Origin of the sequence: Neorhizobium sp. CSC1952, assembly GCF_030378245.1 — a bacterium.
GTDB lineage: Bacteria > Pseudomonadota > Alphaproteobacteria > Rhizobiales > Rhizobiaceae > Neorhizobium > Neorhizobium oryzae_A.
In genome coordinates this window covers 322,731-346,579 of sequence record NZ_CP128416.1, presented here as the reverse complement: position 1 = coordinate 346,579, position 23,849 = coordinate 322,731, and the positions used below count along the sequence as shown (strand labels likewise).

The window sequence follows — 23,849 nt, the reverse complement described above, 5'->3', positions numbered from 1 at the left end:
GTGGCTGCGCTCACGGCTCGGCCTCTTGCGCCTCGACGGGGAAGGCGAGCCCCGTCCACTCCGGCAGCGCGAGCGTCACCGCCACATCGCCCGCGGCGAGAGGCAGGCCGCGCGCCAGCGCGTCGCCGACCCGGTCGATGCGGACGATCGCCAGCCCCTTGTTGCCGGAGACGGAGCCGAGCGTGCCGACCGGCTTGCCGCCGGCGGTGATCTCGGTGCCGGAGGCGGGCAGGCGCGCGTCGCCGGAGACGAGGGCCACGCGCCGTCTCGCCGTGCCGCGATGCTGCATGCGAGAGACGACTTCCTGGCCGACATAGCAGCCCTTGCGGAAGCCGAGTCCATCCGTCTTGTCGAGCAGCACGTCATGCGGAAACGCGTCCTGCAGCGCATAGTCGTGGCCGGAGAGCATGAGGCCGGCCTCCACCCGCAGCGCATGATAGGCCTCTTCCGGCCCCTCGGCTTTTCTGCCCGGCGCGCGGGTGAGCGCGATACCGGCCTTCGCGAAGGCCGCATCCTTCACCGTGCCCTTGTCCGCCTCGTCGCCCCAGAAGACCGTGACGCCGTCCTCCGCGACGGGTGTGATATCGACGGCCGCGCGCAGCTTGTACATGGTGAGCCGCCTCGCCAGCGCGTCCCGCTGCGAGGCATCGGTCTCGATCAGGAAACCGTCGCCGTCCCGCCAGATCGTGAAGTCGAAGAGGATCTTGCCCTGCGGCGTCAGGAGCGCGCCGGGACGCGCCTCGTTTTCCGGCAGCGAATCGATGTTGGTGGTGATCAGGTTCTGCAAGAAATCCTGGGCTTGGGCGCCGGAAAGGCGGATCAGGCTTCTCGTCGGAAGATAGGCGGCGGACATGGCACGGGAATCCGGTTGTTTCTGAGACTGAGAGTTAAGTCTTCCATGGAGCGGCGGCAAGACGTGCTTGCCAAGTGCCGGTGAAGTTCATGGGCTGAAATCAGCGAGGCAAGGCCAGATACTCGGTGAATGATCGTGGCACCTCTACCTCTCCCTTGGTGGGAGAGGTTACAAAATCACGATCTTAGCTTCAGCTAAGTCGTAGATTTTGTTGGTGAGGGGGTCTGATTGAAGAGAGACAACCTCTATTGATTTCGATAAGATGTTGAAATTCCACCGGAATGAGACAGGAAGTCCGCCTCGCCGCCTTGCTCTTCAATCGCCGCCGGAGAAGAACTTCCATTTGCCGTCCGGGCTTATCCCGGCGCGGAAGAAGTTGTAGTTGCCGTTGTCTTCCATGCCTGCGAGATCGCCGGCGGTGACGATGCGCAGGAGGTCGACCCGTTCCGGCGGCGTCAGGGCATCGAGCGCCTTGCCGGTAAAATAGGGCCAGACATAGGTCTCGTCCGGCGTGCCCGCGTCGAAACGCGCGGCCCCTGTGGAGAGAATATCGAGCATGATCGCCAGGATTTCCTGGCCGTCCGGATCGCCGGAAAAGCTTTTCAGCGTCTCGATCGGGTCGTCGCTTTCGCCGTTCATCACCGCCGTCTGGTCCGCACCCGAACCGAGCAGGGGGCGCAGGCGTTCGATATCGCCGGAAGCCGCCGCTTCGACGATCTGTTCCCGCATGCGCCTGACCGGTTCCGGCAGCTTCGACATGTCGACGATGATTTCCGTCGGAGGATCGGACGCGTCCGGCTGCGCCTGTGCCGCGTTCGGATCAGGCGATGCCGTGGGCTTTTCGTCGCCCTGCGCATCGCCGGCCGGTTTCTCGCCGGCTTGCGCGGATTGGTCGATGGCGGGGCCGGGCAGAGGCAGGGTCGTGCCTTCGAAGGCCTCCTGGACCTGTCCCTCGCGCCCGGTCTCGGCCTGGCGCGGCGCCTCGACGCTCGGGCGCAGCTCGGAAAGGGCGAAGGCATGGCTGGCGGCCGTCAGGCTTGTGGCGGCGGAAAGCAGCACGGCCAGCGAAAGGCGTGTGAGCATCTGGGATATTGTCGTTTCCGCTGCGTTCCGCATGGGAAACTCCGGCTGTTTATTGGATCGTGCGCTCGGGGGAGAACTCGCCGGCGAGCATGCGGGTACGGAGCGATTCGAGCATGGCTTCGGCTCCGAGTTCGCCATGGATGCGGATGGTTTCCCGCATGGCGAGCACCAGGGCCGCATCGGCGATGATTTCCGGTTCGATGCCGTCCGCCCGGCCGTCGGCCCAGGCTTCGCTCTGATATTCCAAGGCGGCCTGCATCTTCTCATGTACGATCATGTCGTCGATGTCGTTGCGGCCTGTCTGCATTCTGTTTTCCTCGGCGCCGTTTGTTACTAGCCCGTTAAAAACTTTATCAGCCTTTTATCAAAACGACACGGGCTCCCGCGAAAAGAGGTAAATAATCCTCTAATTTCCGAAGCGGGCGGCGATTTCTGTGGCAAGTGTTGCGCCTTCGGCACGGTATCGTTCCTCGGCGGTCCGCGCTGCGTCCGTGCAGGACGTGTGGACGGCGGCGAACGACCGATAGCCCCGATTGAAGGCAGCGGTCAATCGTTCCCGGCGTCTCGGCTCGTTCGCGGTATCGGCGTCGAGCAATTGCTGCATGGACTGGCGCCAGTCGGACGTCGGCGCGCCGCAGAGCGTCCTCAGATACTGGATCGAGCCCAGCACCTCCGCCAGCCGGGTGAACTGCGCGTCGTAGGGCGCCGGCTTTTCCTCGGCGGGCGGTGGGGGGACGACCGGGGCCGGCTGCTGTTTCACGGCCGGCTGCTTCGCCGTCTGGGCCATGAGCGGCGTCGCGGCAAAAAGGGCGATAAGCGGAAGTAGCGCGATGATTCTCATGAACGGGTTCCGGCGCGGCTGGACTGCCATCTCTTACCGGGCCTCGATCTCCGCCGCCAGCCTTTCGGCGCATTCGAGCACGCTCGGCGGCACCGGCAGCTTGCGGATTTCCTCGACCGTGTACCAGCCGGGATCGGCGGCATCGTCGGCGGCGATCGCTTCGGTATCCGCATCCGCCTCGACCCGGAAGACCGAGAGGAAGAAATGCCGGCTGTCGTCCTTGTCGCCGTTGAGATCGTAGGTGGCGAAAAGCACCGGATTGCGGGCGCGGATGCCGGTCTCCTCGAAGAATTCCCGCACGGCCGTCTCATCCGGCGTCTCGCCGGGCTCGGCGCGCCCGCCCGGAAAGGCGTAGAGATCCGCTGACGGCGGGTTCATCCGGCGGATCAGCAGGAACCGGCCGTCCCGTTCGAGGATCGCGGAAGAGGCGGCTTGCGGGAGAGGGGGCATGTCGTGGTCTTCCATCGGCCGCGAGGCTATCTCACGCCGCATTCAATGTCGGAATATTGCTGACATCCACCTCGCGTTCCGCATGCCAGGCGTCATAGGCGGTCTGCATCCGCAGCCAGATCGCCGCACCATCGCCGAACATCTTGCCGAGCCGGGCCGCGACATTCGGCGAGACAGGCTTGCGTTCGCGCAGGATGTCATAGAGCTGCTGGCGCGAGATGCCCAGAAGCTCGGCTATCTCCACCTTCGTCTTTCCCGTCGCCGGGATGATCTCCTCAAGCAGCGCGCCGGGATGGGAGGGGCAGCGCTGGATCGGTCGTTTCGGTTCATACTCCGCCATAGACGTCACTCCCCGGTTATACCCTTTTAATGATACTGCTCGAAATCGACGCGGACAGCATCCTTGCCGTCGAATTCGAATGTGATACACCATGGTCCGTTGACATGAACGGTATAGCGCGTTGGATTGAACCCATGCTGGGCGTGAAAATCAAAGCCTGGCAGATTCATATCCTCCGGGCGTTCTGCCACTTCGAGACGGTCCAGCCGCGCGAGGATGCGTTTGTGCATCTTTGCGTCGATCTTGCCCGTCTTGCCTGTCTCGAACAAAGCGGCAAGGGCTTTGCTCTTGAATGATTTGATCATGCGGCATGTAAGTATGTAGCTTACATCTCGTCAAGGGATGTCAGCAGGAAATTTACATCCATCCCGACAAGCTCGCGCTGCGGCAGCTCGTACGCCGATATTGTAAAAGTATTGTATTTTATCGTATGCTTTAGTCAAAGGAGCATGCGATGGCACGCGCGAAGACGTTCTCCCTCGGCGACACCTATGACGGCATTCTGGCCGATCTCGTCAAGAACGGCCGTTTCGGCACGGAGACGGAAGCCGTTCGCGCCGGCATCCGCATGCTTGCAGACTACGAGATGCGGATGCAATCGCTGCGGCAGGCGATCCATGCAGCGGATGCGGAAATCGAGGCGGGTCTGGGCAAGGAATATGTTTCCGGCGCCGATCTGCTCGCCGATGTCATGAACGAAGGCGACGACCATTAGCGGCCCGAAACGCCTCGTCGTCGCACCGCTGGCACGCGCGGACCTGCGCGCCATCCGCCGCTACATTGCCGAAAGCAGCCCGTTCTATGCACAGGAATTCATGGCGGACATTACCGCCAAGATCGCCTGGATCGCCGAAGTGGACTTCACCGGTTCGCCGCGTGACCACATCTCACCGGGATTGCGGAGTTTCCCCTATCGACAGCGCTGCATCTACTATCGTTCCCATCCCGACCGGATCGTGATCCTTCGCGTCATGCACATGGCGCAGGACGTGAAGCCGCGGGATTTCGAATAGGCACCCCATGAAAACCTACGCCCTCTACGCCTTTGCCGCTCTTGCCGAGATCGCCGGCTGCTTCGCCTTCTGGGCCTGGCTCCGGCTCGGAAAGCCCGTCTGGTGGCTGGCGCCGGGCATGGTTTCGCTCGTCCTCTTCGCCTGGGCCCTGGCGCTGGTGCCGAGCGAGGCGGCCGGGCGGGCCTATGCGGCCTATGGAGCGATCTATATCTTCGCCTCCATCCTCTGGCTCTGGGCGGTCGAGGCCCGCGTGCCGGACCGCTGGGATGTCATCGGCGTCGCCGTCTGCCTGGCAGGCGGGGCGATCATCCTCTTCGGCCCCAGAAGCGCATAGGCGCCGAACCGCTTGACCCGTTTCCGGGGCGGTGCCATGAAGTCCGCATGTGCGGACGCTACGCCCTGACGGCGACCCCCAGGGATATTTCGGAATTCTTCGGCCTGCTGGATCTCGACGATTTTCCGGCCCGCTACAATATCGCCCCGACGCAGCCGATCCTCGTCGTCGCGGCGTCGGAAAGGGCTGGGCCCGGCAGCAATCTGCCGGAGCGTCGCGCCTTTCTCGCCCGCTGGGGTTTTCTCCCCGGCTGGGTGAAGGACCCGAAGGAATTTCCGCTGCTGATCAACGCGCGCTCCGAGACGGCGATCGAAAAGGCATCGTTCCGCGCCGCCATGCGCCACCGCCGCATCCTCATCCCCGCGTCCGGCTTCTACGAATGGCGCCGGCCGCCGAAGGAGACGGGGGTCAAGCCGCAGGCCTATTGGGTGCGGCCGAGGAAGGGCGGCGTCATCGCCTTTGCCGGGCTGATGGAGACCTGGTCTTCCGCCGACGGTTCTGAAGTCGATACCGCCACGATCATGACGACCAGGGCGAATGCCGCGATCCGCCACATCCACGATCGCATGCCGGTCGTCATCCAGCCGGAGGATTTCGAGCGCTGGCTCGACTGCAAGACGCGCGAGCCGCGCGAGGTGACGGACCTGATGCGGCCGGTGCAGGAGGATTTCTTCGAGGCGCTGCCGGTTTCGGACCTGGTCAACAAGGTCGCCAACATGGGGCCGGAACTCCAGAAACCGGTCGCGGTCGCCTCCCCGGAAGAGGAACCGCCGAAGAAGCCGAAGCCCGACCAATCGCAGTTGTCGCTCTTCTGATCCCTCCGCTTTTCTTCTCCGATCCCTCCGCTTTTCTTCAAACAGACAATCCCATGAACCTGCTCTCTGCCGGCCTTTCCGGCCTCGCGCTCGGCGCCTCGCTCATCGTCGCCATCGGTGCCCAGAACGCATTCATCCTGCGCCAGGGTCTCATCCGCAGCCACGTCTTCGTGCTCTGCTTCATCTGCGCGCTGTCGGACGCGCTGCTGATCGCCGCGGGCGTCGGCGGCCTCGGCACGATCGTCTCGCAATCGCCGGTGCTGATCTCGGCGGTGACGCTCGGCGGCGCGGCCTTCCTCGGCACCTATGCGGCGATGGCCTTCCGCCGGGCGGCGAAGCCGGGCGCCATGGTGGCGGGCGCGCCGGAAGCGATGGGGTTGAAGGCGGCGGTGCTCACCTGCCTCGCCTTCACCTTCCTCAACCCGCATGTCTACCTGGATACGGTCGTGCTGCTCGGCAGCCTGTCGGCGGCCTTCGAAGGCATGGAACGCGTGGCCTATGGCGCCGGCGCGGCGATCGCCTCGTTCCTCTGGTTCTTCGGGCTGGGCTATGGGGCGCGGTTCTTGGCACCGCTCTTTGCCAGACCCGCCGCCTGGCGGGTTCTGGATGTCGTCATCGGCGTGGTGATGGGGCTGCTTGCGCTGGGGCTCTTGTTGAGCTTCCTGAGGGGCGGATGAGGCGGGCTCAGCCGGTCGGGGTGAGCTTCGGCTTGCGCTTCAGCATCAGGGCGGCGGCAACCACGGCCTTCAGCCCCAGCGGGCGGTAGGGCGTCGTCGGTTCCGGCTTGGCTTCGGTCTTCGTCTCTGGCTTGTCGGTGCTCATGGCTGTCTCCTCACACACGCGAATCTCTGCATTGCCTGGAATCGCGCCTGTCCGCATAAAAGCGGGCGGAATCGTGGCCGAAGAGCCGGCGCCATCGCCGGCCCTTCATAGAACTGTCATCTTGTCGGAAACTGTTGCGCGGAAGTTGCAACTTACGCCGCTCAAACGGTTTTACACGTTCGCACTGTCATCCTCGATTGTAATCGTGCCGTAGCGGCGCTGCCAGGCGCGGGCGCTGAAGGGCAGCACGCAGAGATAGGCGACGACGGTGATCGACAGCACCTGCCAGGTATAGCTCATCAAGAGCGCCACATAGAGCACCACGCCGAGCAGGATGGGCAGCATGAGGTCGCGGCGGATGCGGCGCGACTTGCCGGACCAGACCGGCAGGCGGGAAACGAGCAGGTAGCCGATCAGCACCGTATAGGCGACGCTTCCATAGACGAAGAGGGGCGTGGGCTCGACCCCGAGGAAGCCGAGATAGACCGGCAGCAGCACCAGCATGGCGCCCATCGGGGCGGGCACGCCGACGAAGAATTCCGATTGCCAGGGAGCCTTCACGTCGCGCTCGGCCATCACATTGAAGCGGGCAAGGCGAAGGCCGGCCGCGATGGCATAGAGGAGGGCGGCGATCCAGCCCGGCGAACGGGCGTTGTCGAGCAGGAAGGCGTAGGAGACGAGCGCCGGCGCCACGCCGAAATTGATGATGTCGGCAAGCGAATCCATCTGCACGCCGAATTTCGACGTGGCCTTGAGGAGACGCGCGACGCGCCCGTCTATGCCGTCCAGGAAGGCCGCCAGCAGCACCATGGCGACGGCCAGCTCGTAGCGGCCCTCGAAGGCGAGCCTTATGCCGGTCAGGCCCGCGCAGATGGCGAGCACGGTGATGAGGTTCGGCACCATGAGCCGGAGCGGGATTTCGCGCAGGCGCGGGCCGCGGGCCTCGTCATGGGCGCGGGGCGGTTCGGAAGGCGAGGGGGAGTTCTCCATGCGGCTCTCTCGTCCTTCGCTCAGCTACGTCGGCTGATGGTCGGGCCTTTGGCCGAGCCGAATTCCGCAAGCACGGTCTCGCCGCCGATGGCGAGCTGGCCGACGGAGACGCGCGGCTGGGCCCCTGCCGGCACGAAGACGTCGAGCCGCGAGCCGAAACGGATGAGGCCGAAGCGCTCGCCGGCATTGACCGGTTCGGTCGGCTTCACCCAGCAGACGATGCGCCGCGCCACCAGGCCGGCGATCTGCACGACGCCGATCTTGCCGTGGCGGCTTTCGATGACGAGGCCGTTGCGCTCGTTGTCCTCGGACGCCTTGTCGAGCTCGGCATTGACGAACTGGCCGGGCCGATATTCGATGCGGGTCACCTGGCCGCGCACCGGCGAGCGGTTGATGTGGCAGTCGAAGACGTTCATGAAGACGGAAATGCGCAGCATCGGCTCGGAGCCGAGCTCGAGCTCGGCCGGCGGCACGACCATCGCGACATGGCTGATCTTCCCGTCGGCGGGGCTCAGCACGAGGTCGTCGTCCTGCGGCACGGCGCGTTCCGGATCGCGGAAGAAATAGGCGCACCAGAGCGTCAGCACGAGCCCGACCCAGAACAGCGGTTCGAAAATCCAGCCGAGGATCAGCGAGGCGATGAAGAAGGCGGCGACGAAGACATAGCCTTCCTTATGGATCGGCACGAGCGTGTTGCGGATGGTGTCGAAGAGATTGATCAACCCTGGTTCTCCTGAGGCATGTCGCGCAAAAGTGCGTGGTTTTGCGATGACGGCATGCGAAACGCAAAATGGTCAGCGGGAACTGACTACAGAAAAACCGTTTTGGCGGCAATGCGGTTCCGTCGCCGCAACTTCAGGGATCGGTGATGGCCTCGCCTACGGCACCCCGGCCGCGCCAAGGACAGCACCCCGCGCGCCGAAGGTTTAGCCCTCGTCCCCGGATGCCAGTGGCGCGCCGGGCAGATAAAGCAGGATCGGCCGGATCTCGTAGACTGCGGTCGGATTGGCGCGGCGCAGCTCGCGCGCCGCCGCGACCGCATCGTCGAGGGTCGGAAAGTCCACGACATAGAAGCCGAGCAGCTGTTCCTTGGTTTCGTCAAACGGGCCGTCCGTGACGATGCCGTCACCCTTTCCCCGCAGGGTCACGGCGCGTTCCGTCGGGCCAAGCCGCGCGGCAGGCCCCAGATGCTTCTGTTTGACGAGACGGTCGTTGACCTGGAGCAGCTCGGCCATCAGCGCCGCATCCTCCTCCTTGGACCAGGATTCGACCACTCCTTCTGCGTGATAGGCCAGTATGGCGTAATACATGGATCGTTCCTCCCTTGTGGATCCGTCAATTTCCGCCGGCCGGGTTCCGTCCGGCCGGCGCCGCGCAAGCCTCGTCGGCGTGGCCTCTACTGCTCCACGAGCCCGAGCCACGTCGTCAGCGCGAGGAGCGGCGAGCCGTAGAACGTAAAGACGAGCAGATAGGCAAGCGCGACGCCGCCGAATACCGCCATTCTCTTGTTAAGATATCTCTTCATCCGTTCGTCCCGGTTTGGATTGCGGTCTGCAGCCGATTGACGTTCGGCTCGGCCTTCGAAGGCCCCGACTAGCAGAAAAACCGGTTCGGCGGCAAATGGTTGATATCCGGAAAAGCACATTCCCGGCCCGCCCGTGCCGTCTCGTCAGCGCGGCGCCAGCCCGCTGCTTTAAACGCTCACATTCAATTGAAGCCATAAACGAACAGTTGCAGCACGGCATGCCGGTTTTCCTGTTAAGGAATCGGCGGGCCACCGCGTCTGGTGCGGACATTCAAGTCATTGTTTTCAATTAAACATTATAAGAATCGAAAGGTAGATTATGCAGCACTGGACGTCGGGATATGTCGAGGGATTGGACTACACGCATGGTTTTTACCGCGAACTGACGCCGGCCTTGCTTGCGCTTGCCGCCCTGTCTCGCGGGCAGCGGTTCAATCTGGCGGCACCGCATCTCAAATATTGCGAACTCGGCTGCGGCCAGGGGTTTTCCGTCAATCTTCTGGCGGCGGCCAATCCCGGGATCGAATTCCACGCGAACGATTTCAATCCGGCGCATATCGCCGGCGCGCGCAGCCTTGCGAGTGAAGCCGGCTTGAAGAACGTGCATTTCTACGAGCACGCCTTTGCGGATTTCGCAGACGAACCGGCTTTGCCGGCCGATGGTTTCGACATCATCGCGCTGCACGGCATATATAGCTGGGTCTCGGCGGAGAACCGGCGGCATGTGATCGATTTCGTCGCGAGGAAGCTGAAGCCCGGCGGGCTCGTCTATGTCAGCTACAACGCGCTGCCCGGCTGGGCGGCCGCCATGCCGCTGCGGCGCATCCTGGTCGATTCCGCCGCGAGGCAGGCCGGGCCGATCGGTCCACGCATCGACGAGGCGCTGGCGTTCGCCGATTCGCTTCTGAAAGCCGAGGCCGGCTATTTCCGGCAGAACTCGGCGGTAGGCTCGCGGCTCGGCTCGATGATGCCCATGTCGCGCAACTATCTCGCCCATGAATATTTCAATCGCGACTGGACGCCCTTCTATTTCGAGGACGTGGCGGCGGAGCTCTCTTCCGCCAAGCTTTCCTACCTGGGCACCGTCAACCTGCTCGACCATGTCGACGAGATCTCGCTGACGGAAGGGCAGCAGAAGCTGCTGCAGGCGGAGACCGATCCCCTGCGCCGCGAGACCCTGCGCGACTTCCTGGTGAACGAGCTGTTCCGCAAGGATCTGTTTGCCAAGGGGGCCTTGCCGCATACGTTCCGCAGCGCTTGCGGCGTCTGGCTGGAAACGCGTTTTGCCCTTTCGGTGGCGCGCCCGCATGTACCTCCGACGATCAAGGGAGCGCGCGGCCGGATCGAGCTGCACGAAGCCTCATACACTCCGATCCTCGATGCCTTCGCCGGCGGACCGATCACGGTCCGCGAGCTCCTGACGCGGGGCGGCGGCCTCGGCATGAGCTGGGAGCAGGTGACCCGCGCCCTGACCGTCCTGGTCGGCGCCGGCCATCTGCAGCCGTGCCTGCCGGAGGAGGGCGAGGACCTGCGCGTGGAAAGCTGCCGCGCCTTCAATCTCGCTGTCTGCAAACGCGCCGAGGATAGCGAGGATCTGCAGTTTCTGGCTTCTCCCGTCACCGGCGGCGGGCTGTTCCTGGACCGGTTCGAACAGCTCTTCCTCCTCGCGATCGGCGAGGGGCTTCGGGAGCCGGGGCAATGGGCGGGCCTTGCCTGGCGTATCCTGGGGCCTCAGGGCCAGAGGCTTCTGAAGGACGGAAAGCCCCTGGAAACGGCGGAGGAGAATATCGCCGAGCTCTGCGCCCGGGCGGAAAAATTCGCAGAAACGCGGTTGCCTGTCTGCGAGCAGCTCCAGATCGTTTTCTGAGAAAAGACCGCGACGATCTGCCGGCAAGCCTTCTTCGCAGGAGGGCTTGGCCGGGCCGGTTATTCCGCCGCCGGCTGGCCGCGCAGCACGACGCCGAGGTCGTCGCTCTCGCGCACCTTTCTCAGCTGCTCCTCCGCCTGCACCGCCTCGCGCTGGCGGTTCCACATCGAGGCGTAGAGCCCGTTCGCTTCGAGCAGCGCCGCATGGGTGCCGCGCTCGGCGATCTGCCCGTCGCGCAGCACGATGATCTCGTCCGCATTGATGACGGTCGAGAGCCGGTGGGCGATGACCAGCGTCGTGCGGTTTTTCGAAACCGTGTCGAGCGCCGACTGGATCTCGTGCTCGGTCGTGGTGTCGAGCGCCGAGGTCGCCTCGTCGAGGATGAGGATCGGCGGGGCTTTCAGGATCGTGCGGGCGATCGCCACGCGCTGCTTCTCGCCGCCCGAGAGCTTCAGGCCGCGTTCGCCGACCTTGGTGTCGAAACTTTCCGGCAGGGTGCGGATGAAATGGCCGATCTGCGCGATCTCCGCGGCGGCGAGCACTTCCTCTTCCGTCGCCGAAGGCCGGCCGTAGCGGATGTTGTAGGCGATCGTGTCGTTGAACAGCACCGTATCCTGCGGCACCATGCCGATCGCGGCGCGCAGGGATTTTTGCGTGACGTCGCGCACGTCCTGTCCGTCGATGGTGATCGCGCCGTCCTGGATGTCGTAGAAGCGGTAGAGCAGGCGGGAAATGGTGGATTTGCCCGCGCCGGACGGGCCGACGATCGCCACCGTCTTTCCGGCCGGCACCTCGAAGGAGATGCCCTTGAGGATCGGCCGCGCCGGATCGTAGGAGAAATGCACGTCCTTGAAGGCGATCGACCCTTGCGCGATGGCGAGTTCCTGCGCACCCGGCCGGTCGGTGACTTCCGGCGCCACTTCCAGGAGATCGAACATCTGCTCGATGTCCGTGAGGCCCTGGCGGATTTCGCGATAGACGAAGCCGATGAAGTTGAGCGGCACGGCAAGCTGCATGAGCAGCGCGTTGACGAAGACGAAATCGCCGATCGTCTGCTCGCCGCGCTGCACGGCGAGCGCCGACATCACCATCATCACCGCCTGCCCGATGCCGAAGATGACGCCCTGGCCGAAGTTCAGCCAGCCGAGCGAGGTCCAGACGTCGGTCGCGGCCTTTTCGTAGCGCGCCATCGACGAGTCGAAGCGGCGGGCCTCCATTTCCTCGTTGCCGAAATACTTGACCGTCTCGAAGTTCAGAAGCGAGTCGATCGCCTTTGTATTGGCGTCCGTATCGCTGTCGTTCATCGAGCGGCGGATCGAAATGCGCCAGTCGCTCGCCCGGATCGTGAACCAGATATAGAGCCAGACGGTGACGGCGGTGACGAGAACGTACCAGAAGCCGTAGCTCGCCCAGAAGATGATCGCGGTGAGCAGGAATTCGAGCAGCGTCGGCACGGAATTGAGGATGGTGAAGCGGACGATCGTCTCGATGCCCTTGGTGCCGCGCTCGATGATGCGCGACAGCCCGCCCGTCTTGCGCTCCAGATGGAAGCGCAGCGAGAGCTGGTGCATGTGCACGAAGGTGCGGTAGGCGAGCTGGCGCACCGCATATTGCCCGACCGAGGCGAAGAGCGCGTCGCGGAGCTGGTTGAGGCCGAGCTGCAGGATGCGGGTAAGGTTATAGGCGATGACGAGGACGACCGCGCCGAGCAGGAAGGCCGGCAGGAGACCGGCCATGTCCAGCCTGCCGTTCAGGGCATCGGTGGCCCATTTGAAGAAATAGGGGACCGCGAGCAGCACGAACTTGGCGAGGAAGAGATAGAAGGTCGCCCAAAGCACGCGCGCCTTCAGGTCCGCCCGGCCCTCGGGCCACATATAGGGCCACAGGTTGACGAGGGTGCCGAGCGGATTGCTGGCATCCGCCGATACGGTCTTTTTCTTATCCGCCATGAATGTCTCCGCGCGGGCGCATCGAAACGCCACCCGGCACATAAGGGGCTGCGCGGCATGTTGCAATGACGGTTTTGTGAAAGATCCGTCTCTACGGGAGCAGGCATCGGTCTGTCAGGCCATGCGCAAGCCTGTCGCGGCGGCCCGCCGCCCGCCCGCCGACGGCAAAGGCCGTGGCCTTATTCGATCACCATCACCCGCGCCTCCCGGGCGGCGTTGATGAAGGCCTTGCGCACCTCGCCCGGCGAGACGAGATCGTGAATCCCGTCGAGGCAGGCTTTCACCGCTTCGCAGAAACGCTCTCCGCCGTCATCCGGCCATTCCTTGAGAAGCTCTTCCGCGGCTTCCTCGACCGAATGCACGACGCTGTACCGGCCTGTGCCATGCATGGCGAGGCCCACTGGCTGAAACTGGTGCAGACTGTCCGATTTCATGACGTTTTGCCTCTGTCTGTCTGCGACATTGGCAACGTTGCAATAACCATGCCGCATGTGGCGGCGGTAAAGCCCGATCCGCATCAACTTTTCATCTGGGAGATTTCGTACGAACCTTTTCGCCTGTACAATGTTCTCCCTACAGGAGGAGGAAGCCATGAAAGACCGGAACAACAGGCAGGTCCATAATCCTGGTCCGCGTGACCAAGACGTTTCGAAATACTGCAAGCGTTTGGGCGTTGACGTTGCCGAAGAGCGAAAGCTGCTGCGGCTGCTCGGGAAGCATGCGCCGTTGCACGAGATCCGGTCGAACCTGCCGCCTGGACAGCCGCGCTTCCGGTGATCGTCGAGAAATCAGCTTGAGAGAACTTGTCACGCGCCTTCGGCCGCGCCGGATTTTTCGTCCGCGCGGTTGAAATGGGAATGGGGCAGGCGGGGCATTTCGGGTGTTGGTTTTTCAGGCTTTCCGCCTGCCCCGATCGCTCGGAGGCGTTTCGGGAGGTACAGTCAGGTCTCCCTTGCGCTTCCACCGACCATCACCGGCAACCGGGCTCCTTCGAACCTGATGAGGAGGCCGGTTCCGGAACCCGGTTTCCCATCCGATGACCCGACGATTGTCGCGCGGCTTCGAGAGGCGGGGACGATGGGGGACGGCGACCTGAGTTAAGATGCTGAAATCGGTGCCGGAAACTTTTCAGGGAGGCGAAATCTGTCCACGGTCGCGGAGCACTTGAGGAACCGAACGAGTTCGGCTCGCTCTCCCTTCTCCCCAGCGGGGAGAAGTGCCGAGCAAAGCGAGGCGATGAGGGGGTGCGCATGCGGCAAACGCATTGCCCGATGGTGGCTTCGCCCCCCTCATCCGGTCCTTCGGACCACCTTCTCCCCGCTGGGGAGAAGGGGCGGCGCAATTTTGCTCAGATGCAATTGTCCTGCCATTCGCGGGGAGAGGGGCCCCGATACGGTGTGATGGATGCGGAAACGGCGCGGCATATCCCTTCTCCCCGCGTGCGGGGAGAAGGTGGCGGCAGCCGGATGAGGGGCTGTATCAGCCGGCAGCCGGATGAGGGGCCTGTGCCAGCCGGCAAGGCGGGAGGGGTGAAAGCCTACGACTTCCGGTGCAGCATCCGCTGGCGGTGGAGTTCTTCCGAATCCGGGCGGTATTCCTCCGGCACGCCGAAGATCTGGCCGGGCTGGATGATGTCCGGATTGCGGATCTGGTCCTCATTGGCGAGGTAGATCGTCGTGTAGCGGACACCCTGGCCGTAGACGCGGCGCGAGATCTGCCACAGCGTATCGCCCCGGCGAATGATCACGGATGCGCGCTCGCTCTGGGTGAGCGGCGCCTGCTGGATGGTCCGGGCGCTGCCGGCATCCGTCGCCGTGGCCGGTGCCGGCGCGGCGGCGGGCGCGTTCGCCGCCACCTCGACGCCGTCGAGTTCCCGGGCGATGGCGGGGCCGACGGCGCGGGCGATCAGGTCGCCGATCTGCTTCAGGCCGGCGCCGACGGCGGCGACGTCCTTCGGAAGCGCATCGAGCGCCGCGAGCGCGGCTGCGGCATCCTTGGACGTCGTCTCGGCGACCGCGCGGGCGGCGGCCGCGGCATCGGCCGGCAGGCGGTATTCGGCGAGCGATTTCAGCGCGATCGAGGTTGCGGACCGGGCGGCGACCATCTGTTCCAGGGAAGGGACCTGGCTATTGGCGTAAAGGCCGCGCAAGAGGTTGAAGGCGCGCACGGTCTCGTTGCGCAGCTTGTCGAAGGCGCCGGCTTCGATCATGGCCGCGGCATCGCCGCCGCGCGGCGCGGCGACGGCGGCGATCTGGTCGCCGGCCGGGCGGTTGAAGGGCACTTCGACGCGCACCAGGACCTCGCCGCCCGCGCCGAGCGCTTCGACGGAGATCCGGTGGTCGCCGACCGCAAGCTCGCGCGTTCCCTCGATCACGAAGCTGCCGTCCTGGCCGGCCCGGGCGGTGCCGATCGGCTGGCCGTCGGCCGCGCCGCGCAGCGACATGCCGGGCTTGGCAACGCCGGCGACGAAAATCTTGGTTCCCTCGATCTCGACGGCGGTGACCTGCAGTTCCGGCGCCGCGGCGGCAGCTCCCGGAAGCGGAGAGGCCGGCACGGCGGCGGGGATATTGGGTGCGGCGGCGGCGAGATCGGACGAGCCGGCCGGCAGGGCGGGCGTGCCGCCGGGCGCATTTGCAGCCGGTGCCGCGGAGGCCGCGGGGGCCTGAAGAGGCGAGGCGGCGGCGGTGTCGGTGGCGGCCGGTGCCGCCGGTGGTGCGGCTGCGGAAGATGCGGCGGGCTTGCCGGGCTCCTGCGGCGACGGCATGGCGACCACGCGGCTCGCCTTGCCCGGCTTGGTCACCAGGGCGAGCAGTTTGCCGCTGTCGTCCGTCGGGATGGAAATCGTCGCCGTCTCTTCGGAGATCGTCGTCTTGCCGTCCTTGCCGGTCGCCTTCAGCACGAGCTGGTGGTCGCCGGGCGGCAGAGGCTTGTCGAGGGGAATGGCGAAATCGCCGCTCGGGCCGACATCGACCTTGCCGATGACGGAGGTGCCGTCGGTGACCTCGAGCGTGGAATTGGGTTCGGCGCGGCCGGCGATGACGGTGGAGCCGTCCGGCTCGACGCGCAGCACGTCGAAGGAGGGAGACGTCATGCCGGCGGCGGGCTGCTGCGCCGCGGCGGGCGGATTAGCGGCCTGGGATGCCGCCGGTGCCGCGGGAACGGCGGCCTGCCCGGAAAGCGGGGTCTCCGGCGCCTTGGCGGCCTGCTGCGTTTCCGTCACCGCGTCCTTGACCGCATTGCCGGCCGCATTGATCGCATCTCCGAGCGGCTTTGCGTCATGGTTGATCCTCGGCAACACGAAGAACACCATCAGCAGCGATGCTATGGCGAGTACGAACAGGGCCAGCCAGCCGGCGCGGTTTCTGATCATCAATGTCTCTCCCGACGGGTCCCAAAATCCTTCCCGCAAAATTGCGTCGGATTTGAAGAACGATGCTCTACCGTCGCATATTCGGATTAACCCTTTCCTCCTGCCTCCACAAGCTTTTCGGGCTATAAACCCTTGCTCTTCCGGGCATTTCCCGTCAATTTCGACGATTGGGACCCCGTTCCCGCCCCTGCCTTGATGCCTTACGGAGAAAACTGTTGCCGATTCGATCCATCTGCGTTTACTGCGGCTCTCAGCCGGGACGCGATCCCGCCTATATCGCGGCGGGCCGCGAGCTCGGGAAATCCATCGCCGCCCACGGGCTTCGGCTTGTCTACGGCGGAGGCACGAAGGGCATCATGGGCGCGGTCGCGGCCGGCGTTCTGTCGAACGGCGGTCAGGTCACCGGCATCATTCCCGAATTTCTTGTCGATATGGAGGCGACCCGCCACTCTCTCGGCCAGCTCGACGAGCTGATTGTGACCGAGGACATGCATGCGCGCAAGCACAAGATGTTCGAACGGGCCGACGCTTTCGTGACCCTGCCGGGCGGCATCGGCACGCTGGAGGAGATCGTCGAGATCATGACCTGGGCGCAGCTCGGCCGTCACGAGAAGCCGATGGCCTTTGCCAATATCGGCGGCTTCTGGGATCCGATGCTGGACCTGATCACCCACATGCGCGAACAGGGTTTCATCCACCGCGCCCATCTCGTCCAGCCGCTGGTCATCACGGACGTGGATGAGATCGTCCCGGCGATCCTGGAGCGCGGCGAGGATCGCCCGCCGACGGACGGCGAGGAAGCGGTGATCTCCAAACTCTGAGGCGTCCCGGCGCGGCTACCGGCCGCGCGCCTGCCGGAGCATCGACCAGGTGTAGAGCACGAGCGCCGCCCAGATCAGCACGAAGGCGCCGAGCTTCACGGAGCCGAGGGGCTCGTGGAAAACGAAGACGGCGACCAGGAAGATCATCGTCGGCGCGATATACTGCATGATGCCGATGGTCGAGAGCTTCAGGAGCTTGGCGCCGTTGGCATAGATCATCAACGGCCCGGCGGTGACGATGCCCGCCGCCATCAGGATGAAGGCATCCCAGCCGCTCGAATTGGTGAGATGGCCCTGGCCCGTGGCCTCCAGCCAGATCACGTAGGGAAGGCAGGGAATGCTGATCAGAAGCACTTCCAGGAAGAAGCCCTGGTTCGGGCCGATCGGCAGCGTCTTGCGGAACAGCGCGTAGAAGCCCCAGGTGACGGTGAGCGCGATCGACACCCACGGCAGCCCGCCGGCATCGATCGTCAGGATCGCCACCGCGACGGCCGCAAGTCCGATCGCCGCCATCTGCGCCGGTGTCAGCCGCTCTTTCAGGATGAGGGCGGCGAGAAGGACGCTGAAGAGCGGGTTGATGAAATAGCCGAGCGCCGCATCCAGCGTGCGGCCGGCGGCGACCGACCAGACATAGATGCCCCAGTTGGCGCCGATGATCGCGGCCGTGAGCGAGGCCATGGCGAGCATGCGCGGGTTCTTCAGCGCGATCTTGAGGTCGCCCGTGCGGCGAAGCAGGACAAGCACGAGCCCCGCGAAGGGCACCGACCAGATGGCGCGGTTGGCCAGAACTTCCAGCGACGGAATGTGGGCGACCGCCTTCAGGTAAAGCGGCAGGAAGCCCCAGAGGAAATAGGCCGTCAGTCCGAAGGCGAAACCGCGCGGCGTGTCTTCGTTCTCCGGCGTGCCGTTCTTCGCCATGACGTCCTTCGCCAGGTCCGGGACGCTATCGGTGGCCATGAGGGTGTTTCCATGATGCTTGTTCTGGTTGCCTCCGCTCTAAACGAACAGGTTGAGCCGAACCAATTCATTTCGGTGAAGGATCCATGACCGGCCGCGATCCTGCCGGCGAGACCCAGGCATGCCGTGGCGGCCGGGTACGGGATGGAATGTACGCGCCGATAGAATGCGCACCGGGCGCGGCTCATCCCCCTCTGGCCTGCCGGCCATCTCCCCCACAGGTGGGGAGATCACAAGCGGCTCGGCTTTCCCGCCAAGCGAGCCTCGCGCCATGTAGCTGCGGTGTTGTTTGGGGAAGCCTGTGCGCCCATCCAATCTCCCCACCCGTGGGGGAGATGGCCGGCAGGCCAGAGGGGGCCTGTCGTTCGAGGAGGTCTGAGGCCGCGGCTTTCGGCATTCCCCTCGTTCGATGAAGGGATTTCGGAAGGCGCAACGAAGCAACCTGGCCGTATCAGTCCACGGCCAGGTGATTTGCTGCGCGAGGCCTCATGCGCGGGTTAATCACATTTATCCGGCGTGGCGGCCGCAGCGGCGGTTTCCCCGCCTTTCTGTTGCGCGACGGCGTCCTGGTTGGAGGTCGCAAGATTGCGGCTTTCACCCATCGGCATCGTTGCGCCGTCCTTCTGCGGTGGCTTGGTGGCGGCATCCGCGCTGGTGGTCGTCGTTCCGGTTGGGGTCTCCGTTCGGGCCTGCGTTCCCGCATTGCCTTCAAGGGGCGCGTGGGTGCCGTCCTTGGCGATGCCGCTGCGGGCCTCCTTGTTGACGGAACCGGTGACGTCGACGCAGTCGGCAAAGGCCGGCTGGAATGCAAAGGCTGCCATCCCGATGGCAGCCGCGGTCAAGGAAATTGGCTTCATGGGACTTCCTCCTGGTTGATCGTCCCTAACCATTCAGCCTACCTGAGGTTCCGCAAGAGCCTCACTCCGCCGCGATTTTCCCCGCCAGTTCCCGGTTCTTCATCAGCTTGTAGATGACGGAATCCATCAGCGCCTGGAAGGAGGCGTCGATGATGTTTTCCGAGACCCCGACGGTCCACCAGCGCACGCCGCTGGAATCGGTGGATTCGATCAGCACGCGGGTGATCGCCTCCGTGCCGCCGTTCAGGATACGCACCTTGAAGTCGGCGAGAACGAGGTCGTCGATCTCGTGCTGGTACTTGCCGAAATCCTTGCGCAGCGCCCGGTCGAGCGCGTTGACCGGACCGTCGCCTTCCGCGACGGACATATGTGTGTCGCCGTCGACGATAATCTTCACGACGGCTTCCGAGACGATCTTGATGCGGCCGTGGGAATCGAAGCGGCGCTCCACCATCACCCGGAAACCCTCGATCGAGAAGAAGTCCGGAATGGTGCCGAGCGTGCGGCGGGCGAGCAGTTCGAAGCTCGCGTCGGCGCCCTCGTAGGCGTAGCCGGAGGCCTCGCGGTCCTTGACGATGGCGATGAGCTTGTCGAGCTTCGGATCGTCCTTGGCGACCTCGATGCCGCGCCGCTTCAGGGCGTTGATGAAGTTCGATTTGCCGCCCTGGTCCGACACCATGACCTTGCGGAAATTGCCGACGCTTTCCGGCGTCACGTGCTCGTAGGTGCGCGGATCCTTCAGGAGTGCCGAGGCGTGGATGCCGGCCTTGGTAGCGAAGGCGGACGCGCCGACATAGGGGCTCTGGTGGTTCGGCGAGCGGTTCAGGAGCTCGTCGAAGGCGTGGCTGAGATTGGTGAGGCCGGAAAGCCGCTCCGCGTCGATCGCCGTCTCGAAGCGCGAGGAATAGGTTTCCTTCAGCGCCAGCGTGGCGATCAGCGTCACCAGATTGGCGTTGCCGCAGCGTTCGCCGATGCCGTTCAGCGTGCCCTGGATCTGCCGGCAGCCGGCCTCGACGGCGGCGAGCGAATTGGCGACCGCCTGGCCGGTGTCGTCATGGGCATGGATGCCGAGCGAGGCGCCCGGAATGCCGGAGGCGATCACGGCGGCGACGATCTCCCGCACTTCGCCCGGCTGCGTGCCGCCGTTCGTGTCGCAGAGCACGACCCAGCGCGCTCCGGCGTCGTAGGCCGTTCTCGCGCAGGCAAGCGCGTATTCGGGATTGGCCTTGTAGCCGTCGAAGAAATGCTCGCAGTCGACCATGGCTTCCTTGCCGGCATGCCGGGCGGCCTCGACGCTGTCGCGGATCGATTCCAGGTTCTCCTCGTTCGAACAGCCGAGCGCCACGCGCACGTGGTAGTCCCAGCTTTTCGCCACGAAGCAGATGGCATCGCTCTTCGCCTGCAGCAGGACGCTGAGCCCCGGATCGTTGGAGGCGGAGATGCCGGCGCGCTTGATCATGCCGAAGGCGACGAATTTCGATTTCTCCGTGCGCTTTTCGGAAAAGAAGGCGGTATCGGTCGGATTGGCACCGGGATAGCCGCCCTCGACATAATCGATGCCGAATTCGTCGAGCATGTCGGAAATGGCGATCTTGTCCTCGACGGAAAAATCGACGCCGGGCGTCTGCTGCCCGTCGCGGAGCGTGGTGTCGAAGAGATGGATGCGTTCGCGTGTCATGGGCGCTCCTCCTGGAGCGGGATCATTTTATTAATGAAGCCGGCACCCCCCTCTGCCCTGCCGGGCATCTCCCCCACAAGGAGGGAGATTGGAAGGGCTCGCCGGTTTCCCCCGATCTCCAGCATTCGCGGAGGGCGAAACGTTGCCGCGGACCGATCTCCCCCCTTGTGGGGGAGATGCCCGGCAGGGCAGAGGGGGGTAACGTCGGGGCACATCGGACTCAGACCTTCCCCGCAAACCGGTCCGTCGCGCGGATCAGCCTGTCGGTAATCCCCGGCTCGGAAACCGCATGCCCCGCGCCCTCGACGATATGGAAATCCGCGTCGGTCCAGACCTTCGAAAGCTGCCAGGCATATTTCAGCGGGCAGGGCATGTCGTAGCGTCCGTGCACGATGACGCCCGGGATGCCCCTGAGCTTCACCGCGTCGCGCAGGAGCTGCCCGTCGGTGAGCCAGCCGGCGTTCATGAAATAGTGGTTCTCGATGCGGGCGAAGGCCAGCGCATACATGTCCTCGTCATGGGAGGCCGCGAGCTGCGGATCGGGCAGCAGCGTGATGGTCGAGCCTTCCCAGACGCTCCAGGCCCTGGCGCAGCGGATCTGCTCGGCCTTGTCCGGGCCGGTGAGGCGCCGGTGGTAGGCGGCCATCATCTCGTGGCGTTCCTCTTCCGGAATGGGCGCGACGAAGGCCTCCCACTTGTCCGGGAACATTTCCGAGACGCCGAACTGGTAGTACCAGTCGAGCTCGGGCCGGGTCAGCGTATAGATGCCGCGCACCAGAAGCTCGCTCACCCGTTCGGGATGGGTTTGCGCATAGGCGAGCGCCAGCGTCGAGCCCCAGGAGCCGCCGAAGACCTGCCATGTCTCGACGCCGGCCATCTCGCGAAGCCGCTCGATATCGGCGACCAGATGCCAGGTCGTGTTGGCCTCCAGGCTCGCATGCGGCGTCGAGCGGCCGCAGCCGCGCTGGTCGAAGAGCAGCACGTCGTAGAGTTCCGGATCGAAGAGCCGCCGCTGGTTCGGATTGCAGCCGCCGCCCGGGCCGCCATGCAGGAAGACAGCCGGTTTGGCGCCCTTCGTGCCGACCCGTTCCCAGTAGATCACATGGCCGTCGCCGACATCGAGCCGGCCCGTCTCATAGGGTTCGATCTCGGGATAGAGCGTGCGCAGAACGTCCGTCATAGATGAAGTCCCTTTGCCGGCCAGTTCTCGGTGTCGTGGTCGGGGTGCTGGAAGGAGATGATCTGCTCCTGCTTGGCGATGTCCTCGGCGCTGTCGCGGATCGGGGCGTCGAAGATCGTCGTCACCCATGGGATATGCGAGGAATAGTTCACCTGGATCTTCGGGGCGAGGTCGTCCCGGTTGTCGAAGGCGCCGATCGCAAGCTCCAGCCCGCCGGGATAGCGGTAGGTGAGCGGCGTGCCGCAGTTCTCGCAGAAGCCGCGGTCGATATTGACGGAGGACTGGAAATATCTGGGTTCGCCGCGGGTCCATTCGACGCCGTCCCTGGGCGCGCTGACGAGCGGCCCGAAGAAGCCGCCGAAGGCCTTCTGGCACATACGGCAATGGCAGATCGAGGCCCGTCCCAGCTCGCCGTGGATGCGGAAGCGCACGGCGCCGCACTGGCAGCCGCCCGTTCTGAAGTGTTCAGTCATGCCTCTTCTCCTTCTGCCGGTTCTCCGGCGGCCAGGTTTCGGTGTCGTGGTCGGGGTGCTGGTAGGAAACGATGTCGTCCAGAAAGGGGGCGGAATCGATGTCGTCCATCGTATGCCGTCCGGGCAGCTCGTGCAGCCGGTCCACGAAGGGAAGCTTCGCCTCGATGCCGAACTGCACGACCGGCGGCAGCGATGCCGGATCGTCGAAGGCGCCTGCCGCAATCCCGATGCCGTCGGCGGCCTCATAGGTCATCGGCGTGCCGCACATCTCGCAGAAGCCGCGCCGCACGTGATTGGAAGACTGGAAATATCTGAGGCTTCCGCGCGTCCAGGTGAGCTCCGCCTCGCCGGTCGCCACGAGCGGAGCGTAATAGGCGCCGAACGCCTTCTGGCACATTCGGCAATGGCAGATGGACGAATCGAGAGGTTCTCCGGCGAGCCGGAAACGGATCGCGCCGCACTGACAGCCGCCGGTTCGGATGATGTCGCTCATGGATGCTCCTCCTGTGGCCAGACTTCCGTATCGTGATCCGGATGCTGGCGGTTGCCCGCCGCGACCTTCTTTTCCTCCTCGGGGGTCATGTCCATGGCCGCGTCGTGTTCCAGCCGGTCCAATTCGCCGAACCAGGACATCTTGCGGGCGAGATTGGTCTGCAGCCGGGGCTTCACGCTTTCCGGATCGTCGAGCGAGCCGAGCGTGACGCTGATATGGTCGCTCGAGCCGTCATAGAAGAGCGGCGTGCCGCATTTTTCGCAAAAACCGCGCCGCACGGTCCCGGAGGACCGGAACCAGGCCGGCTCGCCGCGGGTGAGCCTGAAACTCTCCCACTTCACGCCGGCAAGCGGCATGAAATAATTGCCCGCCGCCTTCTGGCACATGCGGCAATGGCACAGATGCGGAAAGCCGAGCTCGCCTTCCGCAAGATAGCGCACCGCGCCGCACTGGCACCCGCCGGTTCGGATGATGTCGCTCATGGATGCTCCTCCTGTGGCCAGATCAGCCGTGTGCTACCCCCCTCTGTCCTGCCGATCTCCCCGGGGGAGATCGGCAGGAGGCACCGGCTTCCCGAAACTGTAATGCCAGCCTGCCCCGCTTCGGCAATCACAAACGTGAACCGGAGGCGAGGCTTCGCTGCAATCCGATCTCCCCCCTTGTGGGGGAGATGCCCGGCAGGGCAGAGGGGGGTGCGTGCAACGGAGAAAGCCATGCCATTCATGATCGCCTAAGCCTCTCCGGCAATTGTCAGAATATGCAGGCAGACATTGTCGATGTCTTTCAAAACATCATCGTTCCAGAAGCGCAGAACTATCCAGCCATCCTTTTCGAGGCGCCGGGTCCGGTCAGCATCATAACGAAGATCGGCATCGTTGCCGTGCTGCGATCCGTCGATTTCCACGATCAGGCGATGCGTAGGACAGGCGAAATCGACGATGTAGCCGGCGATCGGCACCTGGCGGCGGAAACTCAGTCCCATCAGCCGGTGGGCGCGAAGCGCGTTCCAAAGCTTCAGCTCGGCATCGGTCAGGGCTTTCCGCATGCGACGCGCGTTGGCACGCCGCTGCGGCGGGACCGGTGCATGCGGCATTCGACCCTCCTTGAGATGACCTGCCCGGACTATACCCCCCTCTGC

31 protein-coding genes are annotated in these 23,849 nt (G+C 64.6%); 8 read left to right on the top strand and 23 right to left on the bottom strand.

From position 1 onward, the window contains the following. Positions 1 to 10 precede the first annotated feature (10 nt). The 7 genes from QTA58_RS01775 to QTA58_RS01745 all read right to left on the bottom strand — a co-directional run bounded on the left by QTA58_RS01775 (position 11) and on the right by QTA58_RS01745 (position 3,872). Entirely contained in the window at positions 11 to 853 is an 843-nt protein-coding gene (locus QTA58_RS01775) for a folate-binding protein YgfZ (protein WP_289671490.1), read from the bottom strand. 315 nt (positions 854 to 1,168) lie between these two features. Then, positions 1,169 to 1,969, bottom strand: a complete 801-nt coding sequence (locus QTA58_RS01770) for a hypothetical protein (protein WP_289671489.1) — start codon at positions 1,967 to 1,969, stop codon at positions 1,169 to 1,171. A gap of 16 nt (positions 1,970 to 1,985) precedes the next feature. Then, entirely contained in the window at positions 1,986 to 2,243 is a 258-nt protein-coding gene (locus QTA58_RS01765; RefSeq protein WP_085422867.1) for a hypothetical protein, read from the bottom strand. Positions 2,244 to 2,342: 99 nt separating this feature from the next. Beyond that, positions 2,343 to 2,723, bottom strand: a complete 381-nt coding sequence (locus tag QTA58_RS01760; RefSeq protein ID WP_289673327.1) for a TIGR02301 family protein — start codon at positions 2,721 to 2,723, stop codon at positions 2,343 to 2,345. A gap of 87 nt (positions 2,724 to 2,810) precedes the next feature. Then, positions 2,811 to 3,227 carry an NUDIX domain-containing protein gene (locus QTA58_RS01755; protein WP_085422868.1) on the bottom strand — a complete coding sequence of 139 codons (417 nt, stop codon included), beginning with the start codon at positions 3,225 to 3,227 and terminating at the stop codon, positions 2,811 to 2,813. Between the two features lie 31 nt (positions 3,228 to 3,258). Next, on the bottom strand, positions 3,259 to 3,567 hold the full coding sequence (locus QTA58_RS01750) for a HigA family addiction module antitoxin (RefSeq protein WP_289671488.1): 309 nt from the start codon (positions 3,565 to 3,567) through the stop codon (positions 3,259 to 3,261). Positions 3,568 to 3,593: 26 nt separating this feature from the next. After that, positions 3,594 to 3,872 carry a type II toxin-antitoxin system RelE/ParE family toxin gene (locus QTA58_RS01745; protein WP_289671487.1) on the bottom strand — a complete coding sequence of 93 codons (279 nt, stop codon included), beginning with the start codon at positions 3,870 to 3,872 and terminating at the stop codon, positions 3,594 to 3,596. Between the two features lie 149 nt (positions 3,873 to 4,021). On the opposite strand from QTA58_RS01745, the gene QTA58_RS01740 reads away from it, so the two are divergent. From QTA58_RS01740 to QTA58_RS01720, 5 genes are read left to right on the top strand one after another with little or no spacing between them, the layout of a single operon-like run. Next, on the top strand, positions 4,022 to 4,282 hold the full coding sequence (locus QTA58_RS01740) for a type II toxin-antitoxin system ParD family antitoxin (protein ID WP_085422871.1): 261 nt from the start codon (positions 4,022 to 4,024) through the stop codon (positions 4,280 to 4,282). Next, positions 4,278 to 4,580: a type II toxin-antitoxin system RelE/ParE family toxin gene (locus QTA58_RS01735; protein WP_341850285.1), complete on the top strand. Its 303-nt coding sequence runs from the start codon at positions 4,278 to 4,280 to the stop codon at positions 4,578 to 4,580. The genes QTA58_RS01740 and QTA58_RS01735 overlap by 5 nt, the downstream gene beginning before the upstream one ends. Before the next feature lie 7 nt (positions 4,581 to 4,587). Then, on the top strand, positions 4,588 to 4,914 hold the full coding sequence (locus QTA58_RS01730; RefSeq protein ID WP_289671486.1) for a YnfA family protein: 327 nt from the start codon (positions 4,588 to 4,590) through the stop codon (positions 4,912 to 4,914). Between the two features lie 47 nt (positions 4,915 to 4,961). Beyond that, positions 4,962 to 5,729 (top strand): SOS response-associated peptidase, encoded by a 768-nt coding sequence (locus QTA58_RS01725; RefSeq protein ID WP_289671485.1) that lies wholly within the window; start codon positions 4,962 to 4,964, stop codon positions 5,727 to 5,729. 59 nt (positions 5,730 to 5,788) lie between these two features. Continuing rightward, complete coding sequence (locus QTA58_RS01720) at positions 5,789 to 6,406, top strand: LysE/ArgO family amino acid transporter (RefSeq protein WP_289673323.1); 618 nt, start codon at positions 5,789 to 5,791, stop codon at positions 6,404 to 6,406. A 7-nt stretch (positions 6,407 to 6,413) separates the two neighbouring features. On the opposite strand, the gene QTA58_RS01715 is transcribed toward QTA58_RS01720, so the two are convergent. The 5 genes from QTA58_RS01715 to QTA58_RS01695 form a co-directional block, all read right to left on the bottom strand. Beyond that, positions 6,414 to 6,551 carry a hypothetical protein gene (locus QTA58_RS01715; RefSeq protein ID WP_200814091.1) on the bottom strand — a complete coding sequence of 46 codons (138 nt, stop codon included), beginning with the start codon at positions 6,549 to 6,551 and terminating at the stop codon, positions 6,414 to 6,416. Positions 6,552 to 6,722: 171 nt separating this feature from the next. Further along, positions 6,723 to 7,541, bottom strand: coding sequence for a CDP-diacylglycerol--serine O-phosphatidyltransferase (gene pssA, locus QTA58_RS01710; RefSeq protein WP_085422876.1), 819 nt, complete (start codon positions 7,539 to 7,541; stop codon positions 6,723 to 6,725). Positions 7,542 to 7,561: 20 nt separating this feature from the next. Beyond that, positions 7,562 to 8,260: a phosphatidylserine decarboxylase gene (locus QTA58_RS01705; RefSeq protein WP_289673322.1), complete on the bottom strand. Its 699-nt coding sequence runs from the start codon at positions 8,258 to 8,260 to the stop codon at positions 7,562 to 7,564. A gap of 207 nt (positions 8,261 to 8,467) precedes the next feature. Beyond that, positions 8,468 to 8,851, bottom strand: coding sequence for a YciI family protein (locus QTA58_RS01700; protein WP_289671484.1), 384 nt, complete (start codon positions 8,849 to 8,851; stop codon positions 8,468 to 8,470). A gap of 86 nt (positions 8,852 to 8,937) precedes the next feature. Further along, entirely contained in the window at positions 8,938 to 9,066 is a 129-nt protein-coding gene (locus QTA58_RS01695) for a hypothetical protein (RefSeq protein ID WP_289671483.1), read from the bottom strand. Between the two features lie 319 nt (positions 9,067 to 9,385). On the opposite strand from QTA58_RS01695, the gene QTA58_RS01690 reads away from it, so the two are divergent. Then, on the top strand, positions 9,386 to 10,933 hold the full coding sequence (locus QTA58_RS01690; protein WP_289671482.1) for a class I SAM-dependent methyltransferase: 1,548 nt from the start codon (positions 9,386 to 9,388) through the stop codon (positions 10,931 to 10,933). Positions 10,934 to 10,992: 59 nt separating this feature from the next. Here QTA58_RS01690 and QTA58_RS01685 read toward each other — a convergent pair whose 3' ends face one another. Together QTA58_RS01685 and QTA58_RS01680 are read right to left on the bottom strand one after the other, a co-directional pair. Next, entirely contained in the window at positions 10,993 to 12,882 is a 1,890-nt protein-coding gene (locus QTA58_RS01685) for an ABC transporter ATP-binding protein/permease (protein WP_289671481.1), read from the bottom strand. 179 nt (positions 12,883 to 13,061) lie between these two features. After that, positions 13,062 to 13,316 (bottom strand): DUF982 domain-containing protein, encoded by a 255-nt coding sequence (locus QTA58_RS01680; protein WP_085423429.1) that lies wholly within the window; start codon positions 13,314 to 13,316, stop codon positions 13,062 to 13,064. Between the two features lie 157 nt (positions 13,317 to 13,473). On the opposite strand from QTA58_RS01680, the gene QTA58_RS01675 reads away from it, so the two are divergent. Next, positions 13,474 to 13,659 (top strand): hypothetical protein, encoded by a 186-nt coding sequence (locus tag QTA58_RS01675; RefSeq protein ID WP_085423430.1) that lies wholly within the window; start codon positions 13,474 to 13,476, stop codon positions 13,657 to 13,659. 760 nt (positions 13,660 to 14,419) lie between these two features. On the opposite strand, the gene QTA58_RS01670 is transcribed toward QTA58_RS01675, so the two are convergent. Further along, positions 14,420 to 16,252, bottom strand: a complete 1,833-nt coding sequence (locus QTA58_RS01670; protein ID WP_289671479.1) for an Ig-like domain-containing protein — start codon at positions 16,250 to 16,252, stop codon at positions 14,420 to 14,422. A gap of 215 nt (positions 16,253 to 16,467) precedes the next feature. On the opposite strand from QTA58_RS01670, the gene QTA58_RS01665 reads away from it, so the two are divergent. Continuing rightward, the gene (locus tag QTA58_RS01665) at positions 16,468 to 17,073 is read left to right on the top strand and encodes a TIGR00730 family Rossman fold protein (RefSeq protein ID WP_085422883.1); all 606 of its coding nucleotides are present in this window, start codon (positions 16,468 to 16,470) and stop codon (positions 17,071 to 17,073) included. Between the two features lie 15 nt (positions 17,074 to 17,088). Here QTA58_RS01665 and rarD read toward each other — a convergent pair whose 3' ends face one another. The 8 genes from rarD to QTA58_RS01625 all read right to left on the bottom strand — a co-directional run bounded on the left by rarD (position 17,089) and on the right by QTA58_RS01625 (position 23,804). Continuing rightward, positions 17,089 to 17,991 (bottom strand): EamA family transporter RarD, encoded by a 903-nt coding sequence (rarD, locus tag QTA58_RS01660; protein ID WP_289673320.1) that lies wholly within the window; start codon positions 17,989 to 17,991, stop codon positions 17,089 to 17,091. Between the two features lie 536 nt (positions 17,992 to 18,527). Continuing rightward, a complete protein-coding gene (locus tag QTA58_RS01655; RefSeq protein WP_085422885.1) occupies positions 18,528 to 18,887 on the bottom strand; it encodes a hypothetical protein in 360 nt (119 codons plus the stop codon). 61 nt (positions 18,888 to 18,948) lie between these two features. After that, positions 18,949 to 20,565 carry a citramalate synthase gene (gene cimA / locus QTA58_RS01650; RefSeq protein WP_289671478.1) on the bottom strand — a complete coding sequence of 539 codons (1,617 nt, stop codon included), beginning with the start codon at positions 20,563 to 20,565 and terminating at the stop codon, positions 18,949 to 18,951. A gap of 220 nt (positions 20,566 to 20,785) precedes the next feature. Further along, positions 20,786 to 21,745 (bottom strand): prolyl aminopeptidase, encoded by a 960-nt coding sequence (gene pip, locus QTA58_RS01645; RefSeq protein ID WP_289671476.1) that lies wholly within the window; start codon positions 21,743 to 21,745, stop codon positions 20,786 to 20,788. Further along, on the bottom strand, positions 21,742 to 22,218 hold the full coding sequence (locus tag QTA58_RS01640; protein WP_085422889.1) for a GFA family protein: 477 nt from the start codon (positions 22,216 to 22,218) through the stop codon (positions 21,742 to 21,744). The genes pip and QTA58_RS01640 overlap by 4 nt, the downstream gene beginning before the upstream one ends. Further along, positions 22,211 to 22,711: a GFA family protein gene (locus QTA58_RS01635; protein ID WP_085422890.1), complete on the bottom strand. Its 501-nt coding sequence runs from the start codon at positions 22,709 to 22,711 to the stop codon at positions 22,211 to 22,213. Before QTA58_RS01635 ends, QTA58_RS01640 begins: the two co-directional genes overlap by 8 nt. Further along, positions 22,708 to 23,193: a GFA family protein gene (locus QTA58_RS01630; RefSeq protein ID WP_289671473.1), complete on the bottom strand. Its 486-nt coding sequence runs from the start codon at positions 23,191 to 23,193 to the stop codon at positions 22,708 to 22,710. Before QTA58_RS01630 ends, QTA58_RS01635 begins: the two co-directional genes overlap by 4 nt. A gap of 248 nt (positions 23,194 to 23,441) precedes the next feature. Beyond that, the gene (locus QTA58_RS01625; protein WP_085422892.1) at positions 23,442 to 23,804 is read right to left on the bottom strand and encodes a DUF559 domain-containing protein; all 363 of its coding nucleotides are present in this window, start codon (positions 23,802 to 23,804) and stop codon (positions 23,442 to 23,444) included. Positions 23,805 to 23,849: the final 45 nt, after the last annotated feature.

Coding starts and splice junctions, on each gene's coding strand:
- QTA58_RS01775 (WP_289671490.1), bottom strand. CDS start 853: ATGTCCGCCGCCTATCTTCCGACGAGAAGCCTGATCCGCCTTTCCGGC.
- QTA58_RS01770 (WP_289671489.1), bottom strand. CDS start 1,969: ATGCGGAACGCAGCGGAAACGACAATATCCCAGATGCTCACACGCCTT.
- QTA58_RS01765 (WP_085422867.1), bottom strand. CDS start 2,243: ATGCAGACAGGCCGCAACGACATCGACGACATGATCGTACATGAGAAG.
- QTA58_RS01760 (WP_289673327.1), bottom strand. CDS start 2,723: ATGGCCCAGACGGCGAAGCAGCCGGCCGTGAAACAGCAGCCGGCCCCG.
- QTA58_RS01755 (WP_085422868.1), bottom strand. CDS start 3,227: ATGCCCCCTCTCCCGCAAGCCGCCTCTTCCGCGATCCTCGAACGGGAC.
- QTA58_RS01750 (WP_289671488.1), bottom strand. CDS start 3,567: ATGGCGGAGTATGAACCGAAACGACCGATCCAGCGCTGCCCCTCCCAT.
- QTA58_RS01745 (WP_289671487.1), bottom strand. CDS start 3,872: ATGATCAAATCATTCAAGAGCAAAGCCCTTGCCGCTTTGTTCGAGACA.
- QTA58_RS01740 (WP_085422871.1), top strand. CDS start 4,022: ATGGCACGCGCGAAGACGTTCTCCCTCGGCGACACCTATGACGGCATT.
- QTA58_RS01730 (WP_289671486.1), top strand. CDS start 4,588: ATGAAAACCTACGCCCTCTACGCCTTTGCCGCTCTTGCCGAGATCGCC.
- QTA58_RS01725 (WP_289671485.1), top strand. CDS start 4,962: ATGTGCGGACGCTACGCCCTGACGGCGACCCCCAGGGATATTTCGGAA.
- QTA58_RS01715 (WP_200814091.1), bottom strand. CDS start 6,551: ATGAGCACCGACAAGCCAGAGACGAAGACCGAAGCCAAGCCGGAACCG.
- pssA (WP_085422876.1), bottom strand. CDS start 7,541: ATGGAGAACTCCCCCTCGCCTTCCGAACCGCCCCGCGCCCATGACGAG.
- QTA58_RS01700 (WP_289671484.1), bottom strand. CDS start 8,851: ATGTATTACGCCATACTGGCCTATCACGCAGAAGGAGTGGTCGAATCC.
- QTA58_RS01695 (WP_289671483.1), bottom strand. CDS start 9,066: ATGAAGAGATATCTTAACAAGAGAATGGCGGTATTCGGCGGCGTCGCG.
- QTA58_RS01690 (WP_289671482.1), top strand. CDS start 9,386: ATGCAGCACTGGACGTCGGGATATGTCGAGGGATTGGACTACACGCAT.
- QTA58_RS01685 (WP_289671481.1), bottom strand. CDS start 12,882: ATGGCGGATAAGAAAAAGACCGTATCGGCGGATGCCAGCAATCCGCTC.
- QTA58_RS01680 (WP_085423429.1), bottom strand. CDS start 13,316: ATGAAATCGGACAGTCTGCACCAGTTTCAGCCAGTGGGCCTCGCCATG.
- QTA58_RS01675 (WP_085423430.1), top strand. CDS start 13,474: ATGAAAGACCGGAACAACAGGCAGGTCCATAATCCTGGTCCGCGTGAC.
- QTA58_RS01670 (WP_289671479.1), bottom strand. CDS start 16,252: ATGATCAGAAACCGCGCCGGCTGGCTGGCCCTGTTCGTACTCGCCATA.
- rarD (WP_289673320.1), bottom strand. CDS start 17,991: ATGGCGAAGAACGGCACGCCGGAGAACGAAGACACGCCGCGCGGTTTC.
- QTA58_RS01655 (WP_085422885.1), bottom strand. CDS start 18,887: ATGAAGCCAATTTCCTTGACCGCGGCTGCCATCGGGATGGCAGCCTTT.
- cimA (WP_289671478.1), bottom strand. CDS start 20,565: ATGACACGCGAACGCATCCATCTCTTCGACACCACGCTCCGCGACGGG.
- pip (WP_289671476.1), bottom strand. CDS start 21,745: ATGACGGACGTTCTGCGCACGCTCTATCCCGAGATCGAACCCTATGAG.
- QTA58_RS01640 (WP_085422889.1), bottom strand. CDS start 22,218: ATGACTGAACACTTCAGAACGGGCGGCTGCCAGTGCGGCGCCGTGCGC.
- QTA58_RS01635 (WP_085422890.1), bottom strand. CDS start 22,711: ATGAGCGACATCATCCGAACCGGCGGCTGTCAGTGCGGCGCGATCCGT.
- QTA58_RS01630 (WP_289671473.1), bottom strand. CDS start 23,193: ATGAGCGACATCATCCGAACCGGCGGGTGCCAGTGCGGCGCGGTGCGC.
- QTA58_RS01625 (WP_085422892.1), bottom strand. CDS start 23,804: ATGCCGCATGCACCGGTCCCGCCGCAGCGGCGTGCCAACGCGCGTCGC.